A 22,760-nucleotide genomic window follows, 5' to 3' on the forward strand; every position below is an offset into this window, starting at 1 on the left:
GTGCTTTTAATCCGGCATACCGCGCACTTTCCCCCGCAGGGCTTTCGTGGCGGATTTATGGGTTTTCGCCTCCAGACGACGCACTTTCGATGCGCGCGTAGGGCGAGTCTCCTTTCGACGCTTTTGCGTGGCGGTAAGTTCCCTGACCAGCATCACCAGACGCGCCAGCGCCGCTTCGCGATTCATCTCCTGGCTGCGATACTCCTGCGCCTTGATAACGACCACGCCTTCCGCCGTAATCAGATGATGGCTCGCCGAGAGCAGGCGCGCTTTCCACTCCTCCGGCAGGCTGGAGGCAGTAATATCAAACCGCAAATGAATAGCCGTGGAGCTTTTATTCACGTGCTGCCCCCCCGCGCCCTGCGCGCGAATGGCGCTGAACGTCACTTCGTCATCGGGCACCGCCACGTTTCGTGAAAACGTAATCATGCCGTGGCGTGCCAGACGGTAGGATGCAGCTCCAGATTCTGCTGCGTGTCGGACAGCCAGATAACGCCTTCCTGCAGCGTCGCCTGCAGCGTCATGGTGCGCTCCGCCAGCGCGCTCAGCTGTGCGAGCTGTTCATCGTTGATATACCAGATAGTCAGGTTTTTGTACTGCTTAAGCTTATCCTGACTCTGCTGCCACCATACCTGCGCGGCGCGGTCATTATAGGTAAACAGCGCCACCTGCTGCGACTGGCTCACCGCCTTCTTGAGACGCCGCTCTTCCGGCAACCCCAGTTCAATCCAGAGGTCGATGCCGAGGTGATCGTTGCGCAGCCAGATTTCCGGCTCGTCGTCGGCGCACAGGCCGCGGGTGAACTGCAACCGCTCGTCGGCGTACATCATCCAGGCCAGCAGGCGCAGCATCATCCGCTCCTGCGTTTCCGAAGGATGACGCGCCAGCGTCAGGTTGATGTCGAGAAACTGCTGCCGGTCGAGATCGGCTACATTGACCGCCGCTTTATAAATGGTTGCTTTTAACGCCATAGGGCCCCCTGAAAAGTTGGGGGGTATTGTAGCCCAATCCGCGCCGGCTGGCTGCCGATTCAAGCGGAGCGCGGCAGGCTCGTGCGCGCTCGCGCTATGGCTCTGATGACTATGGTATAGTCACCTTGCTAAACAGAGTTTAACTACGTAGGCTTAGACTTGCATCCCGCGGTGAAGTCTGTCGTCAGGCTCTGACAGGAGGGCATGTGGATAAATATTGTGAATTAATACGACAGCGCTATTCGCAGATAGCCAGCGGCGAGCTCGGGTACATTCCCGACGCGCTGGGCTGCGTATTAAGGGTTCTGAATGAGGTGGCCTCAGATGAAGCCCTTTCAGAGTCGGTCAGGGAACAGGCGGCGTATGCTGCCGCGAACTTACTGGTGAGCGATTATGTCAATGAATGATGCCTATCAACCCATCAACTGCGATGACTATGACAACCTCGAGCTCGCCTGCCAGCATCATCTTTTACTGACGCTGGAACTGAAAAGCGGCGAGGTCATTAAGGCCAAAGCGCAGGATCTGGTTTCACGCAAAAACGTCGAATATTTAGTTGCCGATGAAGCCGGTGCCGTACGCGAATTGCGTCTCGATAAAATCGCCAGCTTCAGCCATCCACAAATCGGCACGGTCGTCGTCAGCGAATCCTGACGCGCGCTCCACCTGCACAACGGGCAGCCCTGAGGCTGCCCTTTTTTATGGTTTCTGCCCGGCGTAATACGCCGCGAGATTCGCGATATCGTCATCCGACAGTCCGCTGACATACGCCTTCATGATCTCTGCCTGGCCGCCGCTGCGCTCGCCTTTTTTATAAGCCTGCAAGGCGTGCTCCAGATACGCCTCGTTCTGCCCCGCGAGGTTGGGGTAGAGAGGAGCGCTGGCTTTGCCCGTAGCGCCATGACAGGCGACGCACATGACCGCTTTTTCTTCGCCCGCCGCCGGGTCGCCTTTGGCCTGCGCCGTCAGGCTAAGCCCCAGCAGGCCCGCCAGCAAAATACCATGCTTATTCATCGTCATGCTCCTTATGCCAGGCCAAAGTCCAGCCTGGTTCGTTCTGCGCCTGGCCTTCACGGGTAACAAACAGGCCGGGAGCGCAAACAGGTTGCTCATCATAAAACAGAATTGGCGTGGTTTCGCGCTGCCAGGGCGGCACCTGGAGTTCCTGCCAGAGTTTTTTAAGCGTGCGTCCGCGATCGCGCCCGACAATATAAAGCGTGCCTGGCGCGCCGAAGCGCACCGACAGCCTTTCGCCCGGTCGGGGCGCGCGCACGCTGTCGCCCTCGCTACCAAACGTCAGCGTACCCAGCGCCTCCGGAAGCCGCAGCGGAGTGCGCGCGTCATGCCACGGGATAACGGTCTGGCGCTGTCCGCGACGCGCTTTGATCCACCATAGCCGCCCCTGATAGCGCCGCGCTTCATTATCGCCCACTTTAAGGCGCGGGCTCGCATCTTCACGGCTTTGCGCCACTTCATCCCAGATCCGTTGCAGCGTAGCGCGGGCGGGCATCGGCGCGTTGAGCGCAGCCAGCCAGCGGCGCAGCAGCGCGGCGCGTTTGTGTTCGCTCATGCCTTCAAGCGGCGCGATGGCAAGCGTCCGTCCATCCATCAGCGCAGCCAGTTCCGGAGCCAGCAACTCATCCAGCAGCTGTTCCTGCTCACCGCACAGCTGCGCGCTGCGGGCGGCCGCCTGAGTGAAATGCGGCCAGCGCGCTTCCAGCGCAGGCAGAATGCGCAGACGTAAAAAATTGCGATCGTAACGATCGTCCTGATTGCTTTCGTCGTCGATCCACCGAAGCTGATGACGATCTGCCCACGCCTCCAGCTGCGCACGCGGCGTGTTCAGCAGCGGTCGCAGAATGACGCTGCCCGCAAACGACAGTTCAGCAGGCATGGCCGCCAGTCCCGCCGGGCCGCTACCACGCTTGAGCGCCAGCAGCAGCGTTTCGCACTGGTCATCAAGATGCTGCGCCGTGACCAGCGCCTCGCCCGGCAGCAATGCCGCCTCAAATGCCTGATAGCGCGCGTTACGAGCCTGCGCCTCAAGACCGAGTCCGTCCTGCCCCAATTCTACGTAAGCCAGTTCAAACGGCACCTGCCAGCGATGACAGAGCGCCTGGCAGTGCGCCGCCCAGCGGTCGGCGTTCGGGCTGATACCGTGATGCACATGTATGGCGCGCAGGCGCATCTCGGGGCAGGCCTCGCGCAGCCGCACCAGTTGATGGAGCAACACAGTAGAATCAAGCCCGCCGCTGTAGGCCACCAGCAGCTGACGTCGGCCCCGCAGGGCAGAGAGCAGAGAAGTATCCATTGCGTCGAAAGAGTGAGAAGCCATTGCCGGGCAACTTACCGGGCAATGGCGTCGGGAGCAAGCGTTACTGCTGGTAGAGCTCCAGCGGCAGGCCATCCGGGTCAGCAAAGAAGGTAAAACGTTTTCCGGTCAGCGGATCCACACGCACCGGCTCGCATGTCACGCCACGGCTTTCCAGATACGCCGCCGCCTGGTCTACATCCTCAACGCTGAACGCGAGATGGCGCAGGCCGCAGGCTTCCGGATGACTTGGCCGCGCCGGCGGGAATGGAAACGAGAACAGCTCGATAACGTACTGGCCGTTAAGCGCCAGATCGCCCTTCCAGGAATCGCGCGCGTCGCGATACACCTCCGACTGCAGGGTAAAGCCCAGCGTGTCGCAGTAAAACGCTTTACTGCGATGATAATCCGTCGCGATGATGGCGATATGGTGAATCTGTTTTAAACCCAGCATAATCCCTCCTTATGATTGTCTGGCACGTTACTGAGCCTGGTGCGGCAAAACAAGGGGTTACTCGTTTTTTAGGACACGTACCCTATAGACGCCATCTTCGCCGCACTTCGCCCCGTGGATATCGGTTTCAAAGCCCGGATAGTGCCGGCCGATGGAGCAGAGCATCAACAGAAAATCGAGCACCGCGCGCGATTCCTCGGTGATCATCTCGCCGGGCATGACCAGCGGCACGCCGGGCGGATACGGCAGGATCATGTTGGCCGAGACGCGCCCGATCAGCTTTTCTATCTCCACCGTTTCGACATTGCCCTTCACCTGCTGCTGATACATTGCATGCGGCGTCATTTTCATTTCCGGCAACACATCGAACGCGCGCAGCATCAGATCCGGCAGATCGTGCTGCTGGATGAGCTTATGGATCCCCTGCGCCAGCTCCTGCACGCGCATATTGCGATAGAAATCCGGATCCTCCGCCCAGAGATCGGGCAGCATGTTTTTCACCCGCAGATTGAGATCGTAAGCGCGCTTAAATTCTGTCAGACCGCGCAGCAGCCCCATCGCGCGGGTTTTGTCGATCCCGATGCTGAACAGGAACAGCAAGTTGTACGGCCCGGTTTTCTCTACCACTACGCCGCGTTCGTCGAGGAATTTCGCCACCAGCGCCGCAGGGATCCCCTCTTTTTCCATATTGCCCTGCGCGTCCATGCCCGGCGTCAGAATCGTGACTTTCACCGGATCGAGATACATATGAGCGTGGTCGGCATGGGTAAAGCCGTGCCAGTCGTCGCCTGGCGTGATCGGCCAGCAGTCCGCCTCGTCAATCTCTTCCGGCTGCCAGATATCGAAGAACCAGCTGTCGGTCTCCTCGCGCAGGCGCTGTACCTCTTTGCGAAAATGCAGGGCGCGCTCCACCGAGCGGTTGATGAGCCGCCGGCCCGGGTTGCCGCGCAGCATCGCCGCCGCAGTTTCAATGGAGGCCACCAGCGGGTAGCTCGGCGACGTCGTGGTATGCATCATGTAGGCTTCGTTAAATGTTTCTTCGTCATACTCGCCCTTGATATGAATTAGCGACGCCTGCGACAGCGCCGCCAGCATTTTGTGAGTCGACTGGGTTTCAAAGAACACTTTGCCCGGCACGCGATCGCCGCTCATGCCGCTTTTGCCTTTATAGATCGGATGAAAGTGGGTATACGGCACCCAGGCGGAGTCGAAATGGATAGAGGGAACGTCCAGCGTCTGTTTGATCCAGTTGGTGTTATACAGCAGCCCATCATAAGTGGAGTTGGTAATAACCGCATGCACCGGCCAGCTGGCGTCCGGCGTTTGCGCCACTTTTTGCGCTATCGCGTCGCGGGTAAATTCCCGCTTTGGAATGCCGCCCAAAATACCGAGCGCGTTGCGCGTGGGCTTGAGCCACAGCGGCACGATATCGCTCATCATCAGCAAATGTGTCAGCGACTTATGGCAGTTACGATCGATAAGCACGGTGCTGCCCGCATGGGCGGCATACATCCCGATAATTTTGTTGGAGGTGGACGTACCGTTGGTGACCATATAGCTCTGCTCGGCGCCGAACGTGCGGGCGATATACTCTTCCGCCTCCAGGTGCGGCCCGGTGTGGTCAAGCAGCGAGCCCAGTTCGGTGACAGAGATAGACACGTCCGCCTTGAGCGTGTTGCCGCCGAAAAAATCGTAAAACAGGCAGCCGACCGGGCTTTTCTGATACGCCGTTCCGGCCATATGACCCGGCGTACAGAACGTATATTTCCCTTCGTTTACATAGGTAAACAGCGCTTTGGTAAACGGTGGCGTGATGTTATCGAGATATTCCTGCGTGTACTGACGGATGCGCGTCGCGATATCCCCGGCGATGCCGAGCGAATATTCGAAAAACCAGAGCGCCATACGCATTTCATTGGCGCTGACGTCCAGCGTGGAATGGGTGTTGATAAAAGCATACAGCGGCAGGTATTCGTTAAGCTGATTGATTTCGCAGCATAAATCGAGGCTGTATTCATCCCAGTCAAAAATGACGCCGCAAATACGCGGGTTATGCTCAATAAATTTCAGCAGATCGTTGCTGTTCTTCGGCCAAATCAGCTGAAACCCCTGCTGTTGAAGCGCCGCCTGCAACTCCTTCATCGGCTCGTCTTTATAGAAAACGCCGTGCGGCCCCATGATGGCGATGATATTCACTGCTTACCCCCTGGCAAAAAAACCGTCTGGTAAGCATAGTTGAAGGAACAACGCCAGCGGCTCGCTGGCGTTGGGTGTTGCGTAACGGGGCGTTACAGCGCGTCCCAGGCGTCCTGCCAGCTAATGCCCGCGCCAGGCTCGTAGTAGGCGGGCGCCACGCCGCACCAGCCGCCCGCCGGGAACGGCTTGCACTGGTAGAGCGCGCCCTGATTGAGGACGATATCGCCCGGCTTCCAGCTCTGGCTTGCTGACCAGGACGGATAGCTTACCGGGCCGGCGTCTGGCGTTTTGGCTTTCGCTTTTACGTTAAGCACATAGCTGACGGTGTCGCTCAACTTGCCGTCATCCACTTTCAGGCTGACGGTGTATTGCGCGTCGCTGGCGCTTTCCGGCGCGTTGAAGGTCACGACGCTCTTGTCTTTACCGCTCAGCGTCTGGCCGGACTGCGTCATCCAGGTGTAAGTCAGCGCATCGCCGTTGGCATCGCTGGAGCCTGCCGCGCTCAGCGACACTTTGCTACCGGCATCCACTGCGCCCACCGGGCCGCTGATGCGGGCAACCGGCGCGACGTTGCTGGCGGAAGGCTCAGGCGTCGGCGCAGGTTGTGGCTGCGGCGCAGGCGTGGTGCCGCCGGAGGCCTCATTGACAATTTTCACGTTAAAGTGATTCTGTACGCATTTTGCGTAGTCGCCCTCTTTGAACGCGCTAAATGGCGTCTGGTAGCCCACCAGCTGGCACGCATAAGCCTGGCCGTCCGGGGTGGTAGTGCTCCAGCTCCAGTCCATCTCCCAGTAGATCGGCAGCGCGCCTGAGCCGCCCGCGTCAAACTGCTTCATCTTCTTGCAGCCCAGCACTTCATCCGCCGGGACCGGCACCTTCAGGTATTTGGCGAACTCTTTGTAATACGCGATTCGGTTTAACGACTGTGCGTTTTCCGCTTCACCGCCGCACTCCACACCGCCGTTGATTATCTGAATGGTGACCCCGAAACCGGGCACCAGACCGCTCTCTTTATCGTGCGCGTTCGGCGTCCAGGTGCCGTCAATCACATGAAGCATGCCGGGTTTAGGCGGCTGCGGATACACAAAGAAAAAGAGCGCGCTGGCGAGGTTCAGCCAGGAGTCGGCCACCAGTTCAGGCTTATCCAGCAGCGGGCGAACATCGCCGTACATCGCGTCAGAGAACGGCCCGTAGTTGTAGTTATACGACAATTGCTTGGCGCCGCGCCCGAAATAGCTCATGTAATCGCCGTCTTTATCTTTGCCGCAGGGCCAGGTCTGCCCCTGCCAGGTATCGGGGTTACATTCGCCGTTATAGCCGCCCTTCTGTCCTTCGCTCCAGCCCATTTCACGCAGATAAAACAGCGCCTGGCGCCACTCCGGCTGCTCGCGCCAGCTTTCGTGGCCACCCGTTTCCTGCGCGAAATGCGCAAACATGGTGGCGAGCGATTTACGACAGATAGCCTCGGCGTCTCGCCCGTCGCTGTAAGCGCCGCACACCGCCGGGAATTTGCCGACCGCTTTGAGGAAATTGCTGTAGGTATATTCCGGCGCGCGCAGCGGGAAGAGATAGTCCCAGTCCTGAGCGCTCAGGATTTTCTCTACGCGCTTAACGTTATCCGGGTTGGCGGCGCGCCCTGGCGCTATTTGCTCAACCTGCGCGTTATCCAGCGTGCGGATAGCGCTTTTTACCGACTGCATCAGTGGAAAATTGGTCAGCTCATGCTCTTTTTGGGTGAGGTCGCTGGCGTTGAGCGTGTATGGTGTACTGCTGCTGAGTAATGGCGCGGCGAAAGCCGGCGAACCTGCGATAAGCCCTGCGGCGCCAATCGCCGCGATTTTTGCTATTTCCATTCCGGTGTCCCCTTTGGTTGTGGTTCCCCAGCGAGTGTAGAAACGGAAATGACGGCGTCATCTCACGTTAACTCATTGCAAAAATCACATTTCATCAGCGGTGCGAGGCCATAAAAAAGGGCCGCTTGCGCGACCCTCATTGAGATTTTTATTCGCCGTTTATCAGGCGTAGCCGTAGCTCATCAGACGCTGATAGCGGCGGTTGAGCAGATCTTCTGTGCTCAGCACGTCGAGATCGGCGAGATCCGCCAGCAGCTGCGCTTTCAGAGACTGCGCCATGACTTCCGGGTTGCGGTGCGCGCCACCCAGCGGTTCCGGGATCACGCTGTCGATAAGCTTCAGCTCTTTCAGACGCGGCGCGATGATACCCATCGCTTCAGCGGCCAGCGGCGCTTTATCGGCGCTTTTCCACAGAATCGACGCGCAGCCTTCCGGAGAGATAACGGAATAGGTGCTGTATTGCAGCATGTTGACTTTATCGCCCACGCCGATAGCCAGCGCGCCGCCGGAGCCGCCTTCGCCAATCACGGTGCAGATAACCGGCACTTTCAGGCGCGACATTTCACGCAGGTTGCGGGCAATCGCCTCAGACTGACCGCGCTCCTCCGCGCCGACGCCCGGGTACGCGCCTGGCGTGTCGATAAAGGTCACGATCGGCATGTTGAAACGCTCGGCCATTTCCATCAGGCGCAGCGCCTTACGGTAACCTTCCGGCGCCGGCATCCCGAAGTTGCGGCGAATTTTCTCTTTGGTTTCGCGCCCTTTCTGGTGACCGATGATCATCACCGGACGCCCGTCCAGACGCGCGATGCCGCCTACGATCGCTTTGTCGTCGGCATAGGCGCGATCGCCTGCCAGCTCGTCAAACTCCTCAAAGGCCAGGCGGACATAATCCAGGGTATAAGGGCGCTGCGGATGACGCGCCAGCTGGGCAATCTGCCAGGCTCCCAGATCGGCGAAGATTTTACGGGTCAGCTCTACGCTCTTTTCGCGCAGGCGGTGCACCTCTTCATCGATGTTAATATCCAGTTTCTCATCCTGACGGCTAACCGCAGTCAGGGAATCGATTTTCGCTTCCAGCTCTGCAATCGGCTGTTCAAAATCAAGGAAATTCAGACTCATAGTATTCCTGTATTAGTCAAACTCCAGTTCCACCTGCTCCGAACCTGGCAGGCCACGCGGATTGCGTCCAGTGAGGCTCCCGGAACCTGATGCAGCGCATCAGTCAAACTCCAGTTCCACCTGTTCCGAACCAATCAGGCCGCGCAGATCGTTGAGTAAACGATCGTTCGGAGAGACACGCCACGTCGCGCCAAAGCGCAGCCGGGCGCGTGCATCCGCCCTCTGATAGTAGAGATGTACTGGAATGGTTCCCGAACGGTGGGGTTCCAGAGACTGACGGAGTCGGTTTAAAAGCTGGTCATCAATTTGCCTGTCCGTCAGCGAGATAGCAAGCCCGCGCGCATACTTTTCGCGGGCTTCGTCAATGTCCATGACTTCGCGGGCGGTCATTTTAAGGCCCCCGCTGAAGTCATCAAAGCTGACCTGTCCGCTGACGATAAGGATTCGGTCTTTTTCCAGCAGATGCTGGTATTTTTCCAGCGCGTCAGTGAACAACATCACTTCAAGACGCCCGGAACGGTCATCCAGCGTACAGATGCCGATACGATTGCCGCGCTTGGTGACCATTACCCGCGCGGAAATTATCAGACCCGCCGCCGTGGTCACTTTGCCACGTTCGGTCGGGTGCATATCTTTTAAGCGCATGCCACCGACATATCGCTCGATCTCTTTCAGGTACTGGTTAATCGGGTGCCCGGTCAGGTACAGCCCCAGCGTTTCGCGCTCGCCCTCCAGCACCACCTGCTCCGGCCACGGCTGGCAGTTCGCGTAGGACTGCTCGACCTGCTCCGGCTCTTCCGCCAGCACGCCGAACATATCCGCCTGGCCTATCGCCTCGGCTTTCGCATGTTGATCCGCCGCTTTCAGCGCGTCGCCGAGCGAATTCATCAGCGCGGCGCGGTGCGGCCCGAGACGGTCGAACGCCCCGGACATGATCAGTTTTTCCAGCACCCGCCGGTTGAGCTTTTTGGTGTCGGTGCGGGCGCAGAGATCGAACAGCTCGCGGAAGTAGCCGTCTTTATTACGCGCCTCGATAATGGCCTCGATAGGGCCTTCACCAACGCCTTTAATCGCGCCGATGCCGTAGACAATCTCCCCGTCGTCATTGACATGGAAATGATACAGCCCGGAGTTGATATCCGGCGGCAGGATCTTAAGCCCCATGCGCCAGCACTCATCCACCAGCCCGACCACTTTATCCGTGTTGTCCATATCGGCCGTCATCACCGCCGCCATGAATTCCGCCGGGTAGTGGGCTTTAAGCCACAGCGTCTGGTATGACACCAAAGCATAGGCGGCGGAGTGCGATTTGTTAAATCCGTATCCGGCGAATTTCTCCACCAGGTCAAAGATTTTCATCGCCAGCTCGCCGTCGACGCCGTTATTTTTCGCGCCATCTTCAAAAATGGAGCGCTGCTTGGCCATCTCTTCAGGTTTCTTTTTACCCATGGCGCGACGCAGCATATCCGCGCCGCCAAGGGTATAGCCCGAGAGCACCTGGGCTATCTGCATCACCTGTTCCTGATACAGAATAATGCCGTAGGTCGGCTCCAGCACCGGCTTGAGGCTTTCATGCTGCCACTGGATATCCGGGTAGGAAATAGCCTCGCGGCCGTGCTTACGGTCGATAAAGTTATCAACCATGCCCGACTGCAATGGCCCCGGACGGAACAGGGCCACGAGGGCTATCATATCTTCAAAGCAGTCCGGCTGAAGACGCTTGATAAGGTCTTTCATGCCGCGCGATTCAAGCTGGAACACCGCAGTGGTTTCCGAGCGCTGCAGCATGTCGAAGCTTTTTTTGTCATCAAGCGGGATCGCCGCAATATCAATGGGCTCCAGCCCCTGCTTCGCGCGCCGGGCGTTAATCATCTCCAGCGCCCAGTTGATAATGGTCAGCGTGCGCAGACCCAGGAAGTCGAACTTCACCAGCCCTGCGTATTCGACATCGTTTTTATCGAACTGGGTGACCGGATGCTGGCCCATTTCGTCGCAATAAAGCGGCGCGAAATCGGTGATTTGCGTCGGCGCAATCACCACGCCACCGGCGTGCTTACCGGCGTTACGCGTGACGCCTTCGAGCTTGCGCGCCATGTCGATGAGGGCTTTCACCTCTTCATCGGCATCATAAATCTCCTGCAGTTGCGGCTCAGCTTCAAACGCTTTGGCAAGCGTCATGCCCGGATCCGGCGGCACCAGCTTCGATATACGATCGACGAACCCGTAAGGGTGGCCCAGTACACGGCCCACGTCGCGAATAACCGCTTTCGCCGCCATCGTACCGAAAGTGATAATCTGCGATACCGCCTCGCGGCCGTACATGTCCGCCACGTGTTCGATGACCTGGTCGCGTTTCTCCATGCAGAAGTCAACGTCAAAGTCGGGCATAGAGACACGTTCCGGGTTAAGGAAACGTTCAAACAGCAGGTCGAACTCCAGCGGATCGAGATCGGTGATTTTCAGCGCGTACGCCACAAGCGATCCCGCGCCCGAACCACGCCCCGGCCCCACCGGAATGCCGTTATCCTTCGACCACTGGATAAACTCCATCACGATCAGAAAGTAGCCAGGAAAGCCCATCTGGTTTATCACCTGAAGCTCGATATCCAGGCGTTCGTCATATTCCGGGCGCTTTTGCGCACGCACTTCCGGATCCGGGAACAGGAACTCCAGGCGCTCTTCCAGCCCCTCTTTCGATTTCATGACCAGGAAATCCTCGGTGGTCATGTCGCCAGTCGGGAATTTCGGCAGGAAGTATTCACCCAGGCGCACCGTTACGTTACAGCGACGGGCAATCTCGACGCTGTTTTCCAGCGCTTCCGGAATATCGGCGAACAGCTCGCACATTTCGTCTTCGGTACGCAGATATTGCTGCGGCGAATAATGACGCGGCCTTTTAGGGTCATCAAGCGTAAAGCCATCATGGATGGCGACGCGAATTTCATGGGCGTCGAAATCGCCAGGCTCGATAAAGCGCACGTCATTGGTGGCGACAACCGGCACGCCTTTTTCTTCCGCCAGCGCGACCGCCGCGTGCAGATAGCGCTCTTCATCCGGGCGACCGGTACGGATAAGCTCAAGATAGTAGCGATCCGGGAAGTGTTCCTGGTAAAACGCCAGCGCTTGCTCGGCCATAACGTTATTACCACGAAGTAAACACTTACCAACGTCACCCTGACGACCGCCGGAAAGCAGAATCAGCCCTTCGCCAAGCTCCACCAGCCACTGCTGGTCAATCCACGGCCCTAAAGCGCCGTAGCCACGCTGATAGGCCCGCGAGATGAGCAACGTCAGGTTCTGATAGCCGGTATTATTCGCCGCCAGTACCGTAATATGGGAAAAATCGTCGCCCAGCAGTTCGCACTGCATATTGAAGTCGGCGCCGATAATCGGTTTCACGCCGACGCCATGCGCGCCGCCATAAAATTTCACCAGCCCGCACAGGTTGGTGAAGTCGGTGATGGCAAAGGCAGGCATGCCAAGCGCGGCCGCCTTTTTTACCAGCGGCCCCGTTTTAGCCAGTCCATCGATCATGGAATAGTCACTGTGCACTCTCAGGTGCACAAAACGAGGTTCAGCCATTTCTGTTTCCGGTTAACTCTGTGTCTGTTAAGAGGCGAGGCCCAGCGCGCGTTTGACCGGCGCGAAACTGCGCCGATGGTGAGCCGTCGCGCCGTGCTCGGCCAGCCGCTCAAGATGAAAGGCGGTAGGATAGCCCTTATGCTGAGCGAATCCATACTGAGGAAAGGTGAGGTCCAGTTCAGCCATTTCCGCATCGCGCGTAACTTTAGCCAGTATCGACGCGGCGCTGATTTCTGCCACCCGGCTATCGCCTTTAACGACCGCCATACTGGGCATCGGCAAAGCCGGACAGCGATTGCCGTCCACCAGCACATACTCCGGCGTCACGGCGAGGCCGGCGACCGCGCGCTGCATTGCCAGCATTGTGGCATGAAGAATATTCAGCTCGTCAATTTCGTGCGGCTCCGCGCGACCGAGGCTCCAGGCGATCGCCTTCTCTTTAATCTCATCAAAGAGCGCGAGGCGACGCTTTTCTGACAGCTTTTTGGAATCCGCCAGCCCGACAATGGGCTTGAGCGGATCGAGGATCACCGCAGCGGTGACCACGGCGCCGACCAGCGGGCCGCGGCCCACTTCGTCAACGCCCGCCACCAGGTGCGTGTGCGGATAGATAAATTCCATCATTGCGCCAGTTCCAGCACCGCGTCCGCCGCCTGTTCATCGGCATTGCAGCGGATCTGCTGATGCAGTTTACGGAAAGTGTCGTGCATCTCATGGCTCTGTTTGCCGTCGGCCAGCAGCGGCAACAACGCGGCGGCGAGCTTCTGCGGCTCGCAGTCGTCCTGCAGCAGCTCTTTGACCAGTTCGCGACCGGCAAGCAGGTTCGGCAGCGACACAAATTCAGTTTTGACCAGCCGTTTGGCGAGCCAGAAAGTGAATGGCTTCATACGGTAGCCGACCACCATCGGGCATTTGGCCAGCATACATTCGAGCGCGGCGGTACCGGAAGCGAGCAGCGCCGCGTCACTGGCGATCATCGCCTCGCGCGCATGTCCGTCAAGCAGGTGCGCGGTGAGTGCCGGCGCGACTTCCGCTTTGATGCGCTCGAATTGTTCACGCCGTTTCGCGTTCACCAGCGGTACGACGATTTCGAGATCGGGATAATGTTCGCGCAAACGCAGCGCGGTTTTCAGGAAATCCGCGCTCAGCATTTCAACTTCCGCGCTACGGCTGCCCGGCAACAGGGCCAGACAGCGGGCGTCATGGGCGATGCCCAGGACGTCGCGCGCCGCGTTTTTATCCGGATCAAGCGGCATGGCGTCGGCCATGGTATGGCCGATAAAACGACACGGAACGTTAAATTTGTCATAAAACGCTTTTTCGAAAGGCAGAAACGCGAGCACCAGATCGGTGGCTCTGCCTATTTTGAAAACGCGTTTCTGGCGCCAGGCCCAGACGGAAGGGCTGACGTAGTGAATAGTGCGAATACCCTGCTGTTTCAGGTTACCTTCAAGCGTGATGTTAAAATCCGGCGCGTCGATACCGACGAATACATCCGGCTTTAACGCGGTGAAGCGCTGCGTGAGGTCAGCGCGGATATGCAGCAGGCGGCGCAGGCGGCCCAGCACTTCCACTATCCCCATCACGGCCAGCTCTTCCATCTCATACCAGGCTTCGCAGCCTTCGGCCTGCATACGCGGACCGGCGACGCCGACAAAACGCGCGTTCGGCACGCGCGCCTTGAGCGCCCGGATGAGACCGGCACCAAGAATATCGCCGGAGGTTTCTCCGGCGACCAGGGCAATCGTCAGGGGACGGGTCATTAACGAATCAGACCACGCGTGGAGCGGGCAAAGAAATCGTAGAACGGCTGCACTTCAGGATGCTTTGCGGCAATCTCTGCGATTTCTGGCTTCACCTCATCCAGCGTCTTACCGCTGCGGTAAAGCAGCTTGTAAGCGTTACGAATAGCGTGCAGCGCTTCTTTGCTGAAGCCGCGACGCTTAAGCCCTTCGATGTTCACGCCAAACGGAGTCGCGTGGTTACCCTGAGCTATCACGTAAGGCGGTACGTCCTGCGCGACACCGGAACAGCCGCCAACCATGACGTGCGCTCCGATGATGCAGAACTGATGCACGGCCGTCATGCCGCCGATGATAGCGAAATCATCGACAGAGACGTGCCCGGCAAGCGTGGCGTTATTGGCAAGAATGCAGCGGCTGCCGACAGTACAATCGTGCGCGACGTGCGCATTGATCATCAGCAGATTGTCGCTGCCCACCTTCGTCAGACCACCTCCCTGTTCCGTGCCGCGATGAATGGTGACGCTTTCGCGAATGCGGTTGCGATCGCCAATCTCGACGCGGGTCGGTTCACCAGCATATTTCAGATCCTGGTTAACCTCACCGATGGAAGCGAACTGATAGATCTCATTATCGCGCCCGATCGTAGTATGACCATTCACGACAACATGAGACTTCAGTACGGTACCTTCACCGATTTTGACATCAGGGCCGACAATACAAAACGGACCAATGTGGGCGTTGGCACCAATAACGGCGCCCTCTTCCACAATGGCAGTGGGATGAATAAAGGCGGTCTTATCAATCACGTATCAGGCCTCCCGGCTCCGTGCACACATCATGGTGGCTTCACAAACCACTTTACCGTCAACCAGCGCGACGCCTTTGAAGCGAGTGACTCCACGGCGCGTTTTTTCAAAGGTAACTTCCATCACCATCTGGTCGCCTGGCACGACAGGACGCTTAAAGCGCGCTTCATCGATGCCTGCAAAATAGTAAAGTTCACCCGGTTCCAGTTTGCCAACGCTTTTGAAAGCCAGAATACCGGTGGCTTGCGCCATGGCTTCTAAAATCAACACACCCGGAAAAATGGGTTTACCAGGAAAGTGACCCTGGAAAAAAGGCTCGTTAACAGAGACATTTTTTACTGCGCGTAGAAAACGACCTTCCTCAAAATCCAGCACGCGATCCACCAGCAGGAATGGATAACGGTGCGGCAGAAGCTCTAAAATCTCTTCAATGTGCAGAGTATGAGTTTCAGTAGTCAAAATACTCTTCCTGTCTAAAAATATACTGAATGGGCAATAATAACACGGCCTGCGGCGATTCTGGATCGCTTGCAGGCCGCGGTTCTGTTGGCGGGCAGGCTTTATTAACCGGCGAGTCAGTCTTGCTGAGTGACTTTACGCTCAACTGCTTTTAAGCGTTTGTTCATTTCATCAATATTCATCACCAGCGCCGCCGTTTTGCGCCACACTTTGTTCGGTTGCAGCGGTATGCCTGAAGAGTAGACCCCAGGTTCAGTAATAGGACGCATCACCATCCCCATCCCTGTTACCGTTACTTTGTCGCAGATTTCCATATGGCCGTTAATCACGCTGGCGCCGCCAATCATGCAGTAGCGGCCGATTTTCAGGCTGCCTGCCATGATGACGCCGCCCGCGACCGCCGTATTGTCGCCAATCACGACGTTATGTGCAATCTGGCACTGATTATCAATAATCACGCCATTGCCGATAATCGTGTCATCCAGCGCGCCGCGGTCGATCGTCGTACAAGCGCCGATCTCGACGCGATCGCCGATAATCACGCGGCCAAGCTGTGGAATTTTAACCCAATTACCACGATCATTGGCGTAACCAAAGCCGTCCGCGCCGATAACGGTACTGGACTGAATCAGGCAGTGTTCGCCAATCTGAATATCATGATAAATACTGACGTTCGCCCACAGGCGAGTGCCGGTGCCGAGCTTGCTGTTTTTACCGACAAAGCAGCCAGGGCCGATAATGACGTTGTCGCCAAGCTCAACGCCGGATTCAATCACAGCATTGGCACCGACGGCCACGTTATTGCCAAGCCGCGCCGAGGGGTCAATCACCGCGCTGGGCGCAATGCTGGCCGCCGGCTGCGGCGTGGTGTCGAGAATCTGAGCCATGCGCGCATAAGTCAGGTAGGGATTCTTCACTACCAGCGCGGCGCTGTTGGCAAAAGGAAGATCGGCCTCGGTCATCACGACCGCAGAGGCCTGGCAGTGCGCCAGTTGTTCACGATAACGCGGGTTTACCATGAACGTGATTTGCCCACCCTTTGCAGATTGCATGGAAGCGACGCCGGTGATGACGATATCGCCATCACCGTGTAACTCCGCATCCAACTGTTGAGCTAAATCAGCCAGTCGAATTGAAGGCATTACTTATTTAACCTGTTTCAGCACATCAGCGGTGATATCTTTCACATCGCTGCTGGTGTAAGCCACAGTATTAGCGTCTACCACCAGATCGATATCCTGGTCAGCAGCCACTTTTTTAACGGCAGCCTGAATACGGTTAACCAGCTTGCCGCGCTCTTCGTTAGAGCGACGCGCGCGATCCTGCTCGAACTGCTGCGCTTTACCGGAGAACTCCTGGCGACCCGCCATGACGTCTTTCTCAAGTTTGCTGCGCTCGCTCGCCTTCATGGTTGAGCCGTCACGCTGCAGACGCTGCATTTTGGATTGCAGGTCGGTTTCCATACGCTGCAGTTCGCCGGCGCGGCCTTTGAACTCGTTTTCCAGCGTTTTGGATACGCCCGTGCTCTGTGCAACCTGCTGGAACAGATTACCCATGTTAACTACAGCGATCTTGTCAGCAGCCTGAGCTGATGCTGCCATTGCCAGGCCAAGACCTGCAGCGAATAACCACTTTTTCACAATAAACTCCTTACCATCCCATATGTGCCCGAAGGCACTATTCTTTGCGTGGCCCGGATGCGTGCTATGCGCACGCACCGAAAGTCATCGCGACTGCTAAACGCATTCCCTTGTAACGAACATTACCAGGTCTTGCCAATATTGAACTGGAACTGTTCCGCTTCGTCTCCATCGTATTTCTTGAACGGCTGAGCGTATGAGAACACCAGCGGCCCCAGCGGAGACATCCATTGTAAGGCGATACCCGCAGACATACGGATGTTGCTCGGATCGCTATAATCCGGCACGCCCGCCGCACGCATGGCAGCGGAGTTCTGCCAGTTAGTATCCCAGACGGTACCCGCGTCAACAAACAGCGAGGTACGGACGGAATTCGCATATTTCTCGCTCAGGAACGGCGTCGGGGTAATGAACTCAAGGCTTGCTACGCCCATTGCGTTACCGCCGACCGCATCGTCGGACGAACAGTAACCGCCTGCGGCTTTGTCACAGTTATCCAGACCCGGACCGCTGTAGTAAACGGCTTTAGGACCGATGTTGTTGGACTGGAAGCCACGCACGGTGCTTGAACCGCCCGCGTAGAAGTTTTCATAGAACGGCATCTCTTTGCCGCTCAGACCGTCGCCGTAACCCCAGCGCGTACGACCCAGCACCACCCATTTGTGGTCTTCATCAATCGGGACATAGGTCGCCGTATCGAGCGTGACTTTGTAGAACTCGTTATCAGAGCCCGGAATCGTCACTTTACCGTTCAGGTTCACACGCGACCCCGCCGTCGGGAAGAAACCGCGGTCAAGGTTGTTGTAGGTCCAGCCGTAGTTCAGCGTGAAGTCATCCGCCGAGAAACCGTTGTCATCGGACGTTGTTTTCGCGCTCTGGCCTAAGGAGTCAAGATAACGCCACATCGCCACCTGCGGTTCCATATTCGACAGGTCGTTATGCACGTACCCTAAGCCGAGGCGCAGCGTGTTGTATTCGTTAACCGGGAAGCCCAACGTCCCGTCCACACCGTAACTTTTATTGGTGTAGGAGGAGAGATCCGCATCATCCGCTTTAAAATCGTTGTAGAAAATGCGTCCGCCGAGGCTTACGCCATCTACCGTAAAGTACGGGTTGGTGACGGAGAACTCGGAGTAGGTCTGGTAATCGTTTTTGGTACCGTTGATGCCAACGGAATAACCGGTACCGAGCCAGTTATCCTGCTGCACACCTACCTGGAAGCTCACGCCGCTTTCTGTGCCGTAACCCACGCCGAAGTTAAAGCTGCCGGTGTTGCGTTCTTTAACCTTGTACACCACATCGACCTGATCCGGGCTGCCAGAGACGCGCTGCGTATCCACATCCACGGTTTCAAAATAGCCGAGACGGTTCAGACGCTCTTTACCCTGATCGACCAGGTCGCTGCCGAGCCACGCGCCTTCCATCTGACGCATTTCGCGACGCAGTACGGCGTCTTTTGAGGTGTCGTTACCCTCAAAACGGATCTTACGCACATAGAAGCGGTTGCCGGAATCGACATTGACATGCAACTTAACGGTCTTATCGGCATCGTTGATTTCCGGCTGCGTCTGCACTCGGGGATACGCATAACCGTAACGGCCAAGCAGCTTTTTAATGTCGTCTTCCATACGGGTCACTTTCGTGCCGTTGTAAAGCTCGCCCGGCTGCATTTTGGTCAGCGACTCGATTTCTGCGGAGTGACCCGCCAGGTTGCCGCTCACTTCAACACCAGCAATCTTGTACTGATCGCCTTCGGTTACGTTGATGGTGACGTAGATGCCTTTTTTGTCCGGCGTCAGGCTGACCTGCGTGGAGTCGATATTAAAGCGCGCGTAACCGCGGTCGAGGTAGTAGCTGCGCAGCGTTTCGAGATCGCCCTGAAGCTTTTGCTTCTGGTATTTGCGATCGCCGACCACGTTCCACCATGGCACTTCGTCGCGCAGCTGGAAGTTGGAAATTAGCTCTTCGGTACTGAAGGCGCGGTTGCCGACGATGTTGATCTGTTGGATTTTCGCCGAAACGCCTTCCTGGAAGACCAGCTTCAGGTCAACGCGGTTACGCGGCAGCGGCGTCACGACAGCTTTTACGCTGGCGCTATATTTACCGACGCTGTAATAGAAATCTTCCAGACCTTTTTCGATATCGGAAAGCGTGGTGCGGTCAAGGGATTCGCCGACGCGCACGCCAGAGGCTTCGAGGTTCTGCTTAAGCATGTCATCTTTCACCGACTTGTTGCCGGAGAAAGTGATGCTGGCGATCGTCGGGCGCTCTTTCACCTGAACGAGCAGCGTATCGCCGTCGCGCAGCACCCGCACATCCTCGAAGTTGCCGGAGGCAAACAGCGCGCGGATAGTATTACTGATATCCTCGTCATTAACCGTGTCGCCTACGCGAACCGGCATGCTGAGGAGGGCCGCACCAACGGCGACTCGCTGCAGGCCTTCGAAATGAATGTCCTTCACTACGAACCCGTCTGCACCGTATACGGTGGCGCTGCTAAACAGCAGCGACGCTATGAGCAACTTTTTCATCGCCATCGTTGTTATGCGTTCTTCCTAACCTGCTCTCTATAGCCGAGAGAAATCATTGAAAAGTGCAAGCCCCATTAACAGCACCAGCAAAATAGAGCCAATGCGATAACTAAAGTCTTGAACTCGCTCGGAAACCGGCCCGCCTTTAAGCTTCTCAATCGCCAGAAACAGTAAATGTCCCCCGTCGAGTACGGGTAACGGGAACAGATTGATAATGCCTAAGTTCACGCTGATCAGCGCCAGAAACATCAGGTAGTAAATCAATCCGAACTCCGCTGACATCCCTGCGCCCTGGGCAATCGAGATTGGCCCACTGAGGTTGTTCAGCTTAACGTCGCCGGTCAGTAATTTTCCCAGCATGTTGACCGTCAGCTTCATCAGTTGCCACGTTTTCGCTGTAGCTTCTGTGATGGCGTTGAACGGCCCATACTGGCGCACAGTTTTGTACTCATCGGGCAGCGGCGCAATTTTCGGCACCACGCCTGCAAACCCTTCCGCCTTTTCGTTACCGGGTTTTGTATCCGGTATCAGCGTTAAAGACAAGGGGCTCCCCTGTCTTTCTATCTCGATTGCGAGCGGACGCGCCGGATTATCCCGCACCGTCGTCACAAAGTCGGACCACTCACTGAGCGGCTGCCCATCGACTTTAACGATCCTGTCTCCGGCTTGCAAACCCGCTTTGCTGGCGGCCGACTTTGGCTGCACCTGCGCAAGCACTGGTTCAATCTTCGGCCCGAAAGGCCGAATGCCAAGCGATGCCACCGGATCCTCTTTATCTGGCTCGAACTGCCACTGACGCAGATCGAGCACTTTATCCGTAGCGGTGCTGTCACCAGGCGTTACGACACTTAGCGTCACGTTCTCTTCGCCGATACGACCAACCAGTTCGAGACGCACAGCATCCCAGTCTGGCGTTTCGATGCCGTCAACGGCTTTTAGTTCCGTGCCTGGTGCGATTTGTGCCTGCGCGGCGATGGAATTGGGCGTTATTTCACCAATGACGGGTTTGAGACCCGGCACGCCCATCATGAAAACGAGCCAGTAGGCGAAGATAGCGAAAAGGAAATTAGCGAGGGGGCCGGCTGCGATAATCGCGGCGCGTTGCGCCACGGTTTTATTGTTGAAAGCCTGGTGGCGCAGTTCCGGCGCAACCGGCTCCACGCGCTCGTCGAGCATTTTGACATAGCCGCCCAGCGGGATGAGGGCGATAACGTATTCCGTGCCGTGGCGGTCAGTGCGCCGCCACAGGGCTTTACCAAAGCCGACGGAAAAACGTTCCACACGCACTCCCGCTTTGCGGGCAACCCAGAAATGGCCGAACTCATGCACCGTGATAAGAACGCCCAGTGCGATGATAAACGCCGCCAGATTCCAGAGTATGCTCAACATAATTTATTCCGTTAAATCGTCCTGAAGACCAGCAGCAGCAGGCAGGCGAACACCGGCACCGCCGCCGTCAGGCTATCGATGCGATCCAGAATGCCGCCATGGCCCGGGATCAAATGTCCGCTGTCTTTAATGCCCGCTTCGCGCTTGAACATACTTTCCGTCAAATCGCCGAGCACAGAGGCCAGTGCGGCAACGATGGAACAGGTCAGAAGCGTGGCAGGCGCAACGTTAAGATCCGCCCACGCGCCGTAAATCCAGGAGATGATAGCCGCGGTAAACAGCCCGCCGATAAAGCCCTGCCAGGTCTTCCCCGGAGAGACTTTCGGCGCGAGCTTATGCTTGCCGAACATCTTACCGAACATATAGGCGCCGGAATCCGCCCCCCACACCAGGAACATGACGTAAAGCAGCCAGAGCGCGCCACTGTAGTGATTGGCGTCATAGTGCCAGGCGCGCAACGCCACCATGCCCCAGAAAAACGGCACAATAGTCAGCAGACCGAACACCAGCCTCAGCGCTTTAGAATGGCGCCAGAAAGAGGCAGAATTTGGGTAGAAAAGCACCAGTAATAAGGCGATCACCCACCATGCCAGCGACGCCCAGAGCGCACCTTCTACCAACGGAACGTCAATCGGCGTCTGGTAAATGGGCAGAAAAAACAGCATCAGCGCCAGAAGCAGCCCGCAAAGCAGCGCCAGCCACACCCGTTGAGATCGGGAAACGAAACCGCTCAGTTGCCCCCATTCCCAGGCGGCCAGAACGCAGACGACCAGCGTGGCGATTGCGAAACCCATCGGCGGCAACAGAAACAGCGCGGCGATAACAACCGGTATTAAAACAAACGCAGAAATCAGGCGATACTTCAGCAAAAGCTACCCCCATCAGGCATCGATGCCGCCAGGTGCCGTGCCGCCGAACCGGCGTTCCCGGTTGGCAAAGGCATTTAGCGCACCTTCAAAGTCTTGTTCATCAAAATCAGGCCAGAGAACATCGGTAAAATAGAGTTCTGCATAGGCGATTTGCCACAGCAGGAAATTACTGATGCGATGTTCTCCCCCTGTCCTAATCACTAAATCTACGGGAGCCAACTCATTCATGCAGATCTGCTTACTGAGCATCTCTTCATCAATCTGGTCAGGACGCAACAGACCTTCCTGGACCTGTGCCGCTAAATGCTGCACTCCCTGAATAATATCCCAACGACCGCCATAATTCGCGGCGATATTCAACGTCAGCCCGCTATTCTGGCTGGTTAACGCCTCGGCTTTGTGGATACGGTCCTGTAAACGGGTGTTGAAGCGGCTGATATCGCCGATGACCCGCAGACGCACGTTATGGCGATGCAGGCTTTTGACTTCGCTATCGAGCGCCCAGACGAATAACTCCATCAGCGCGCTGACTTCCTGAGCGGGGCGGTTCCAGTTCTCGCTGCTGAATGCGTAAAGCGTCAGTGCCTCAATACCATTGTTTGCAGCGAAAGAGACCGCGCGGCGAACTGACTTCGCCCCTGCTTTATGACCAAAGGCTCGGATTTTCCCTTGTCTTTTCGCCCAGCGACCATTGCCATCCATAATAATGGCAACATGGCGCGCGCCATGTGCGGGCAAGTTTTCGCTTAATGGAAGATTTACAGACAACATAACGCGTATTTATTCCCTGATAAGGATTAAGCGGTACTCAGGAATACTGAAGCCTTTGCAT

21 protein-coding genes are annotated in these 22,760 nt (G+C 57.1%); 2 read left to right on the forward strand and 19 right to left on the reverse strand.

The features are described from left to right. Positions 1–6: 6 nt before the first annotated feature. Both arfB and AFK63_RS14480 read right to left on the reverse strand, forming a co-directional pair. A complete protein-coding gene (arfB, locus tag AFK63_RS14475) occupies positions 7–429 on the reverse strand; it encodes an alternative ribosome rescue aminoacyl-tRNA hydrolase ArfB (RefSeq protein ID WP_038864659.1) in 423 nt (140 codons plus the stop codon). Continuing rightward, complete coding sequence (locus AFK63_RS14480) at positions 426–971, reverse strand: YaeQ family protein (protein WP_038864661.1); 546 nt, start codon at positions 969–971, stop codon at positions 426–428. Before AFK63_RS14480 ends, arfB begins: the two co-directional genes overlap by 4 nt. Positions 972–1,177: 206 nt before the next feature. On the opposite strand from AFK63_RS14480, the gene AFK63_RS14485 reads away from it, so the two are divergent. Next, positions 1,178–1,378: a YaeP family protein gene (locus AFK63_RS14485; protein ID WP_038864664.1), complete on the forward strand. Its 201-nt coding sequence runs from the start codon at positions 1,178–1,180 to the stop codon at positions 1,376–1,378. Beyond that, positions 1,365–1,625: a Rho-binding antiterminator gene (gene rof, locus AFK63_RS14490; protein WP_032966924.1), complete on the forward strand. Its 261-nt coding sequence runs from the start codon at positions 1,365–1,367 to the stop codon at positions 1,623–1,625. The genes AFK63_RS14485 and rof overlap by 14 nt, the downstream gene beginning before the upstream one ends. A 45-nt stretch (positions 1,626–1,670) precedes the next feature. On the opposite strand, the gene AFK63_RS14495 is transcribed toward rof, so the two are convergent. The 17 genes from AFK63_RS14495 to ispU all read right to left on the reverse strand — a co-directional run bounded on the left by AFK63_RS14495 (position 1,671) and on the right by ispU (position 22,699). Further along, positions 1,671–1,985: a c-type cytochrome gene (locus AFK63_RS14495; protein ID WP_038864666.1), complete on the reverse strand. Its 315-nt coding sequence runs from the start codon at positions 1,983–1,985 to the stop codon at positions 1,671–1,673. Continuing rightward, positions 1,978–3,282, reverse strand: coding sequence for a tRNA lysidine(34) synthetase TilS (gene tilS / locus AFK63_RS14500; protein WP_038864668.1), 1,305 nt, complete (start codon positions 3,280–3,282; stop codon positions 1,978–1,980). Before tilS ends, AFK63_RS14495 begins: the two co-directional genes overlap by 8 nt. A gap of 64 nt (positions 3,283–3,346) precedes the next feature. Further along, a complete protein-coding gene (locus AFK63_RS14505) occupies positions 3,347–3,736 on the reverse strand; it encodes a VOC family protein (protein WP_038864670.1) in 390 nt (129 codons plus the stop codon). A 57-nt stretch (positions 3,737–3,793) separates the two neighbouring features. Further along, on the reverse strand, positions 3,794–5,932 hold the full coding sequence (locus tag AFK63_RS14510) for a lysine decarboxylase LdcC (RefSeq protein ID WP_038864673.1): 2,139 nt from the start codon (positions 5,930–5,932) through the stop codon (positions 3,794–3,796). Between the two features lie 92 nt (positions 5,933–6,024). Beyond that, complete coding sequence (locus AFK63_RS14515; protein ID WP_038864675.1) at positions 6,025–7,785, reverse strand: glycoside hydrolase family 19 protein; 1,761 nt, start codon at positions 7,783–7,785, stop codon at positions 6,025–6,027. A gap of 162 nt (positions 7,786–7,947) precedes the next feature. Beyond that, the gene (accA, locus tag AFK63_RS14520; RefSeq protein ID WP_038864677.1) at positions 7,948–8,907 is read right to left on the reverse strand and encodes an acetyl-CoA carboxylase carboxyl transferase subunit alpha; all 960 of its coding nucleotides are present in this window, start codon (positions 8,905–8,907) and stop codon (positions 7,948–7,950) included. Positions 8,908–9,006: 99 nt separating this feature from the next. After that, the gene (gene dnaE, locus AFK63_RS14525; protein ID WP_038864679.1) at positions 9,007–12,489 is read right to left on the reverse strand and encodes a DNA polymerase III subunit alpha; all 3,483 of its coding nucleotides are present in this window, start codon (positions 12,487–12,489) and stop codon (positions 9,007–9,009) included. Positions 12,490–12,516: 27 nt separating this feature from the next. Next, the gene (gene rnhB / locus AFK63_RS14530; protein WP_038864681.1) at positions 12,517–13,113 is read right to left on the reverse strand and encodes a ribonuclease HII; all 597 of its coding nucleotides are present in this window, start codon (positions 13,111–13,113) and stop codon (positions 12,517–12,519) included. Continuing rightward, a complete protein-coding gene (gene lpxB / locus AFK63_RS14535) occupies positions 13,110–14,252 on the reverse strand; it encodes a lipid-A-disaccharide synthase (RefSeq protein ID WP_038864683.1) in 1,143 nt (380 codons plus the stop codon). Before lpxB ends, rnhB begins: the two co-directional genes overlap by 4 nt. Further along, on the reverse strand, positions 14,252–15,040 hold the full coding sequence (lpxA, locus tag AFK63_RS14540) for an acyl-ACP--UDP-N-acetylglucosamine O-acyltransferase (protein WP_038864685.1): 789 nt from the start codon (positions 15,038–15,040) through the stop codon (positions 14,252–14,254). Before lpxA ends, lpxB begins: the two co-directional genes overlap by 1 nt. A gap of 3 nt (positions 15,041–15,043) precedes the next feature. Continuing rightward, positions 15,044–15,499, reverse strand: a complete 456-nt coding sequence (gene fabZ, locus AFK63_RS14545) for a 3-hydroxyacyl-ACP dehydratase FabZ (RefSeq protein ID WP_004386127.1) — start codon at positions 15,497–15,499, stop codon at positions 15,044–15,046. Between the two features lie 116 nt (positions 15,500–15,615). Continuing rightward, positions 15,616–16,641, reverse strand: coding sequence for a UDP-3-O-(3-hydroxymyristoyl)glucosamine N-acyltransferase (gene lpxD, locus AFK63_RS14550; protein ID WP_038864692.1), 1,026 nt, complete (start codon positions 16,639–16,641; stop codon positions 15,616–15,618). A gap of 3 nt (positions 16,642–16,644) precedes the next feature. Continuing rightward, positions 16,645–17,139: a molecular chaperone Skp gene (skp, locus tag AFK63_RS14555; protein WP_038864694.1), complete on the reverse strand. Its 495-nt coding sequence runs from the start codon at positions 17,137–17,139 to the stop codon at positions 16,645–16,647. A gap of 122 nt (positions 17,140–17,261) precedes the next feature. Then, entirely contained in the window at positions 17,262–19,676 is a 2,415-nt protein-coding gene (gene bamA, locus AFK63_RS14560) for an outer membrane protein assembly factor BamA (RefSeq protein ID WP_038864696.1), read from the reverse strand. A 30-nt stretch (positions 19,677–19,706) separates the two neighbouring features. Then, positions 19,707–21,059: a sigma E protease regulator RseP gene (gene rseP / locus AFK63_RS14565; protein WP_038864698.1), complete on the reverse strand. Its 1,353-nt coding sequence runs from the start codon at positions 21,057–21,059 to the stop codon at positions 19,707–19,709. An 11-nt stretch (positions 21,060–21,070) separates the two neighbouring features. Continuing rightward, on the reverse strand, positions 21,071–21,928 hold the full coding sequence (gene cdsA / locus AFK63_RS14570; protein WP_038864699.1) for a phosphatidate cytidylyltransferase: 858 nt from the start codon (positions 21,926–21,928) through the stop codon (positions 21,071–21,073). 12 nt (positions 21,929–21,940) lie between these two features. Beyond that, complete coding sequence (ispU, locus tag AFK63_RS14575; protein ID WP_012815355.1) at positions 21,941–22,699, reverse strand: (2E,6E)-farnesyl-diphosphate-specific ditrans,polycis-undecaprenyl-diphosphate synthase; 759 nt, start codon at positions 22,697–22,699, stop codon at positions 21,941–21,943. Positions 22,700–22,760: the final 61 nt, after the last annotated feature.

It is taken from the genome of Cronobacter muytjensii ATCC 51329 (genome assembly GCF_001277195.1).
GTDB classification, from domain to species: Bacteria; Pseudomonadota; Gammaproteobacteria; order Enterobacterales; family Enterobacteriaceae; genus Cronobacter; species Cronobacter muytjensii.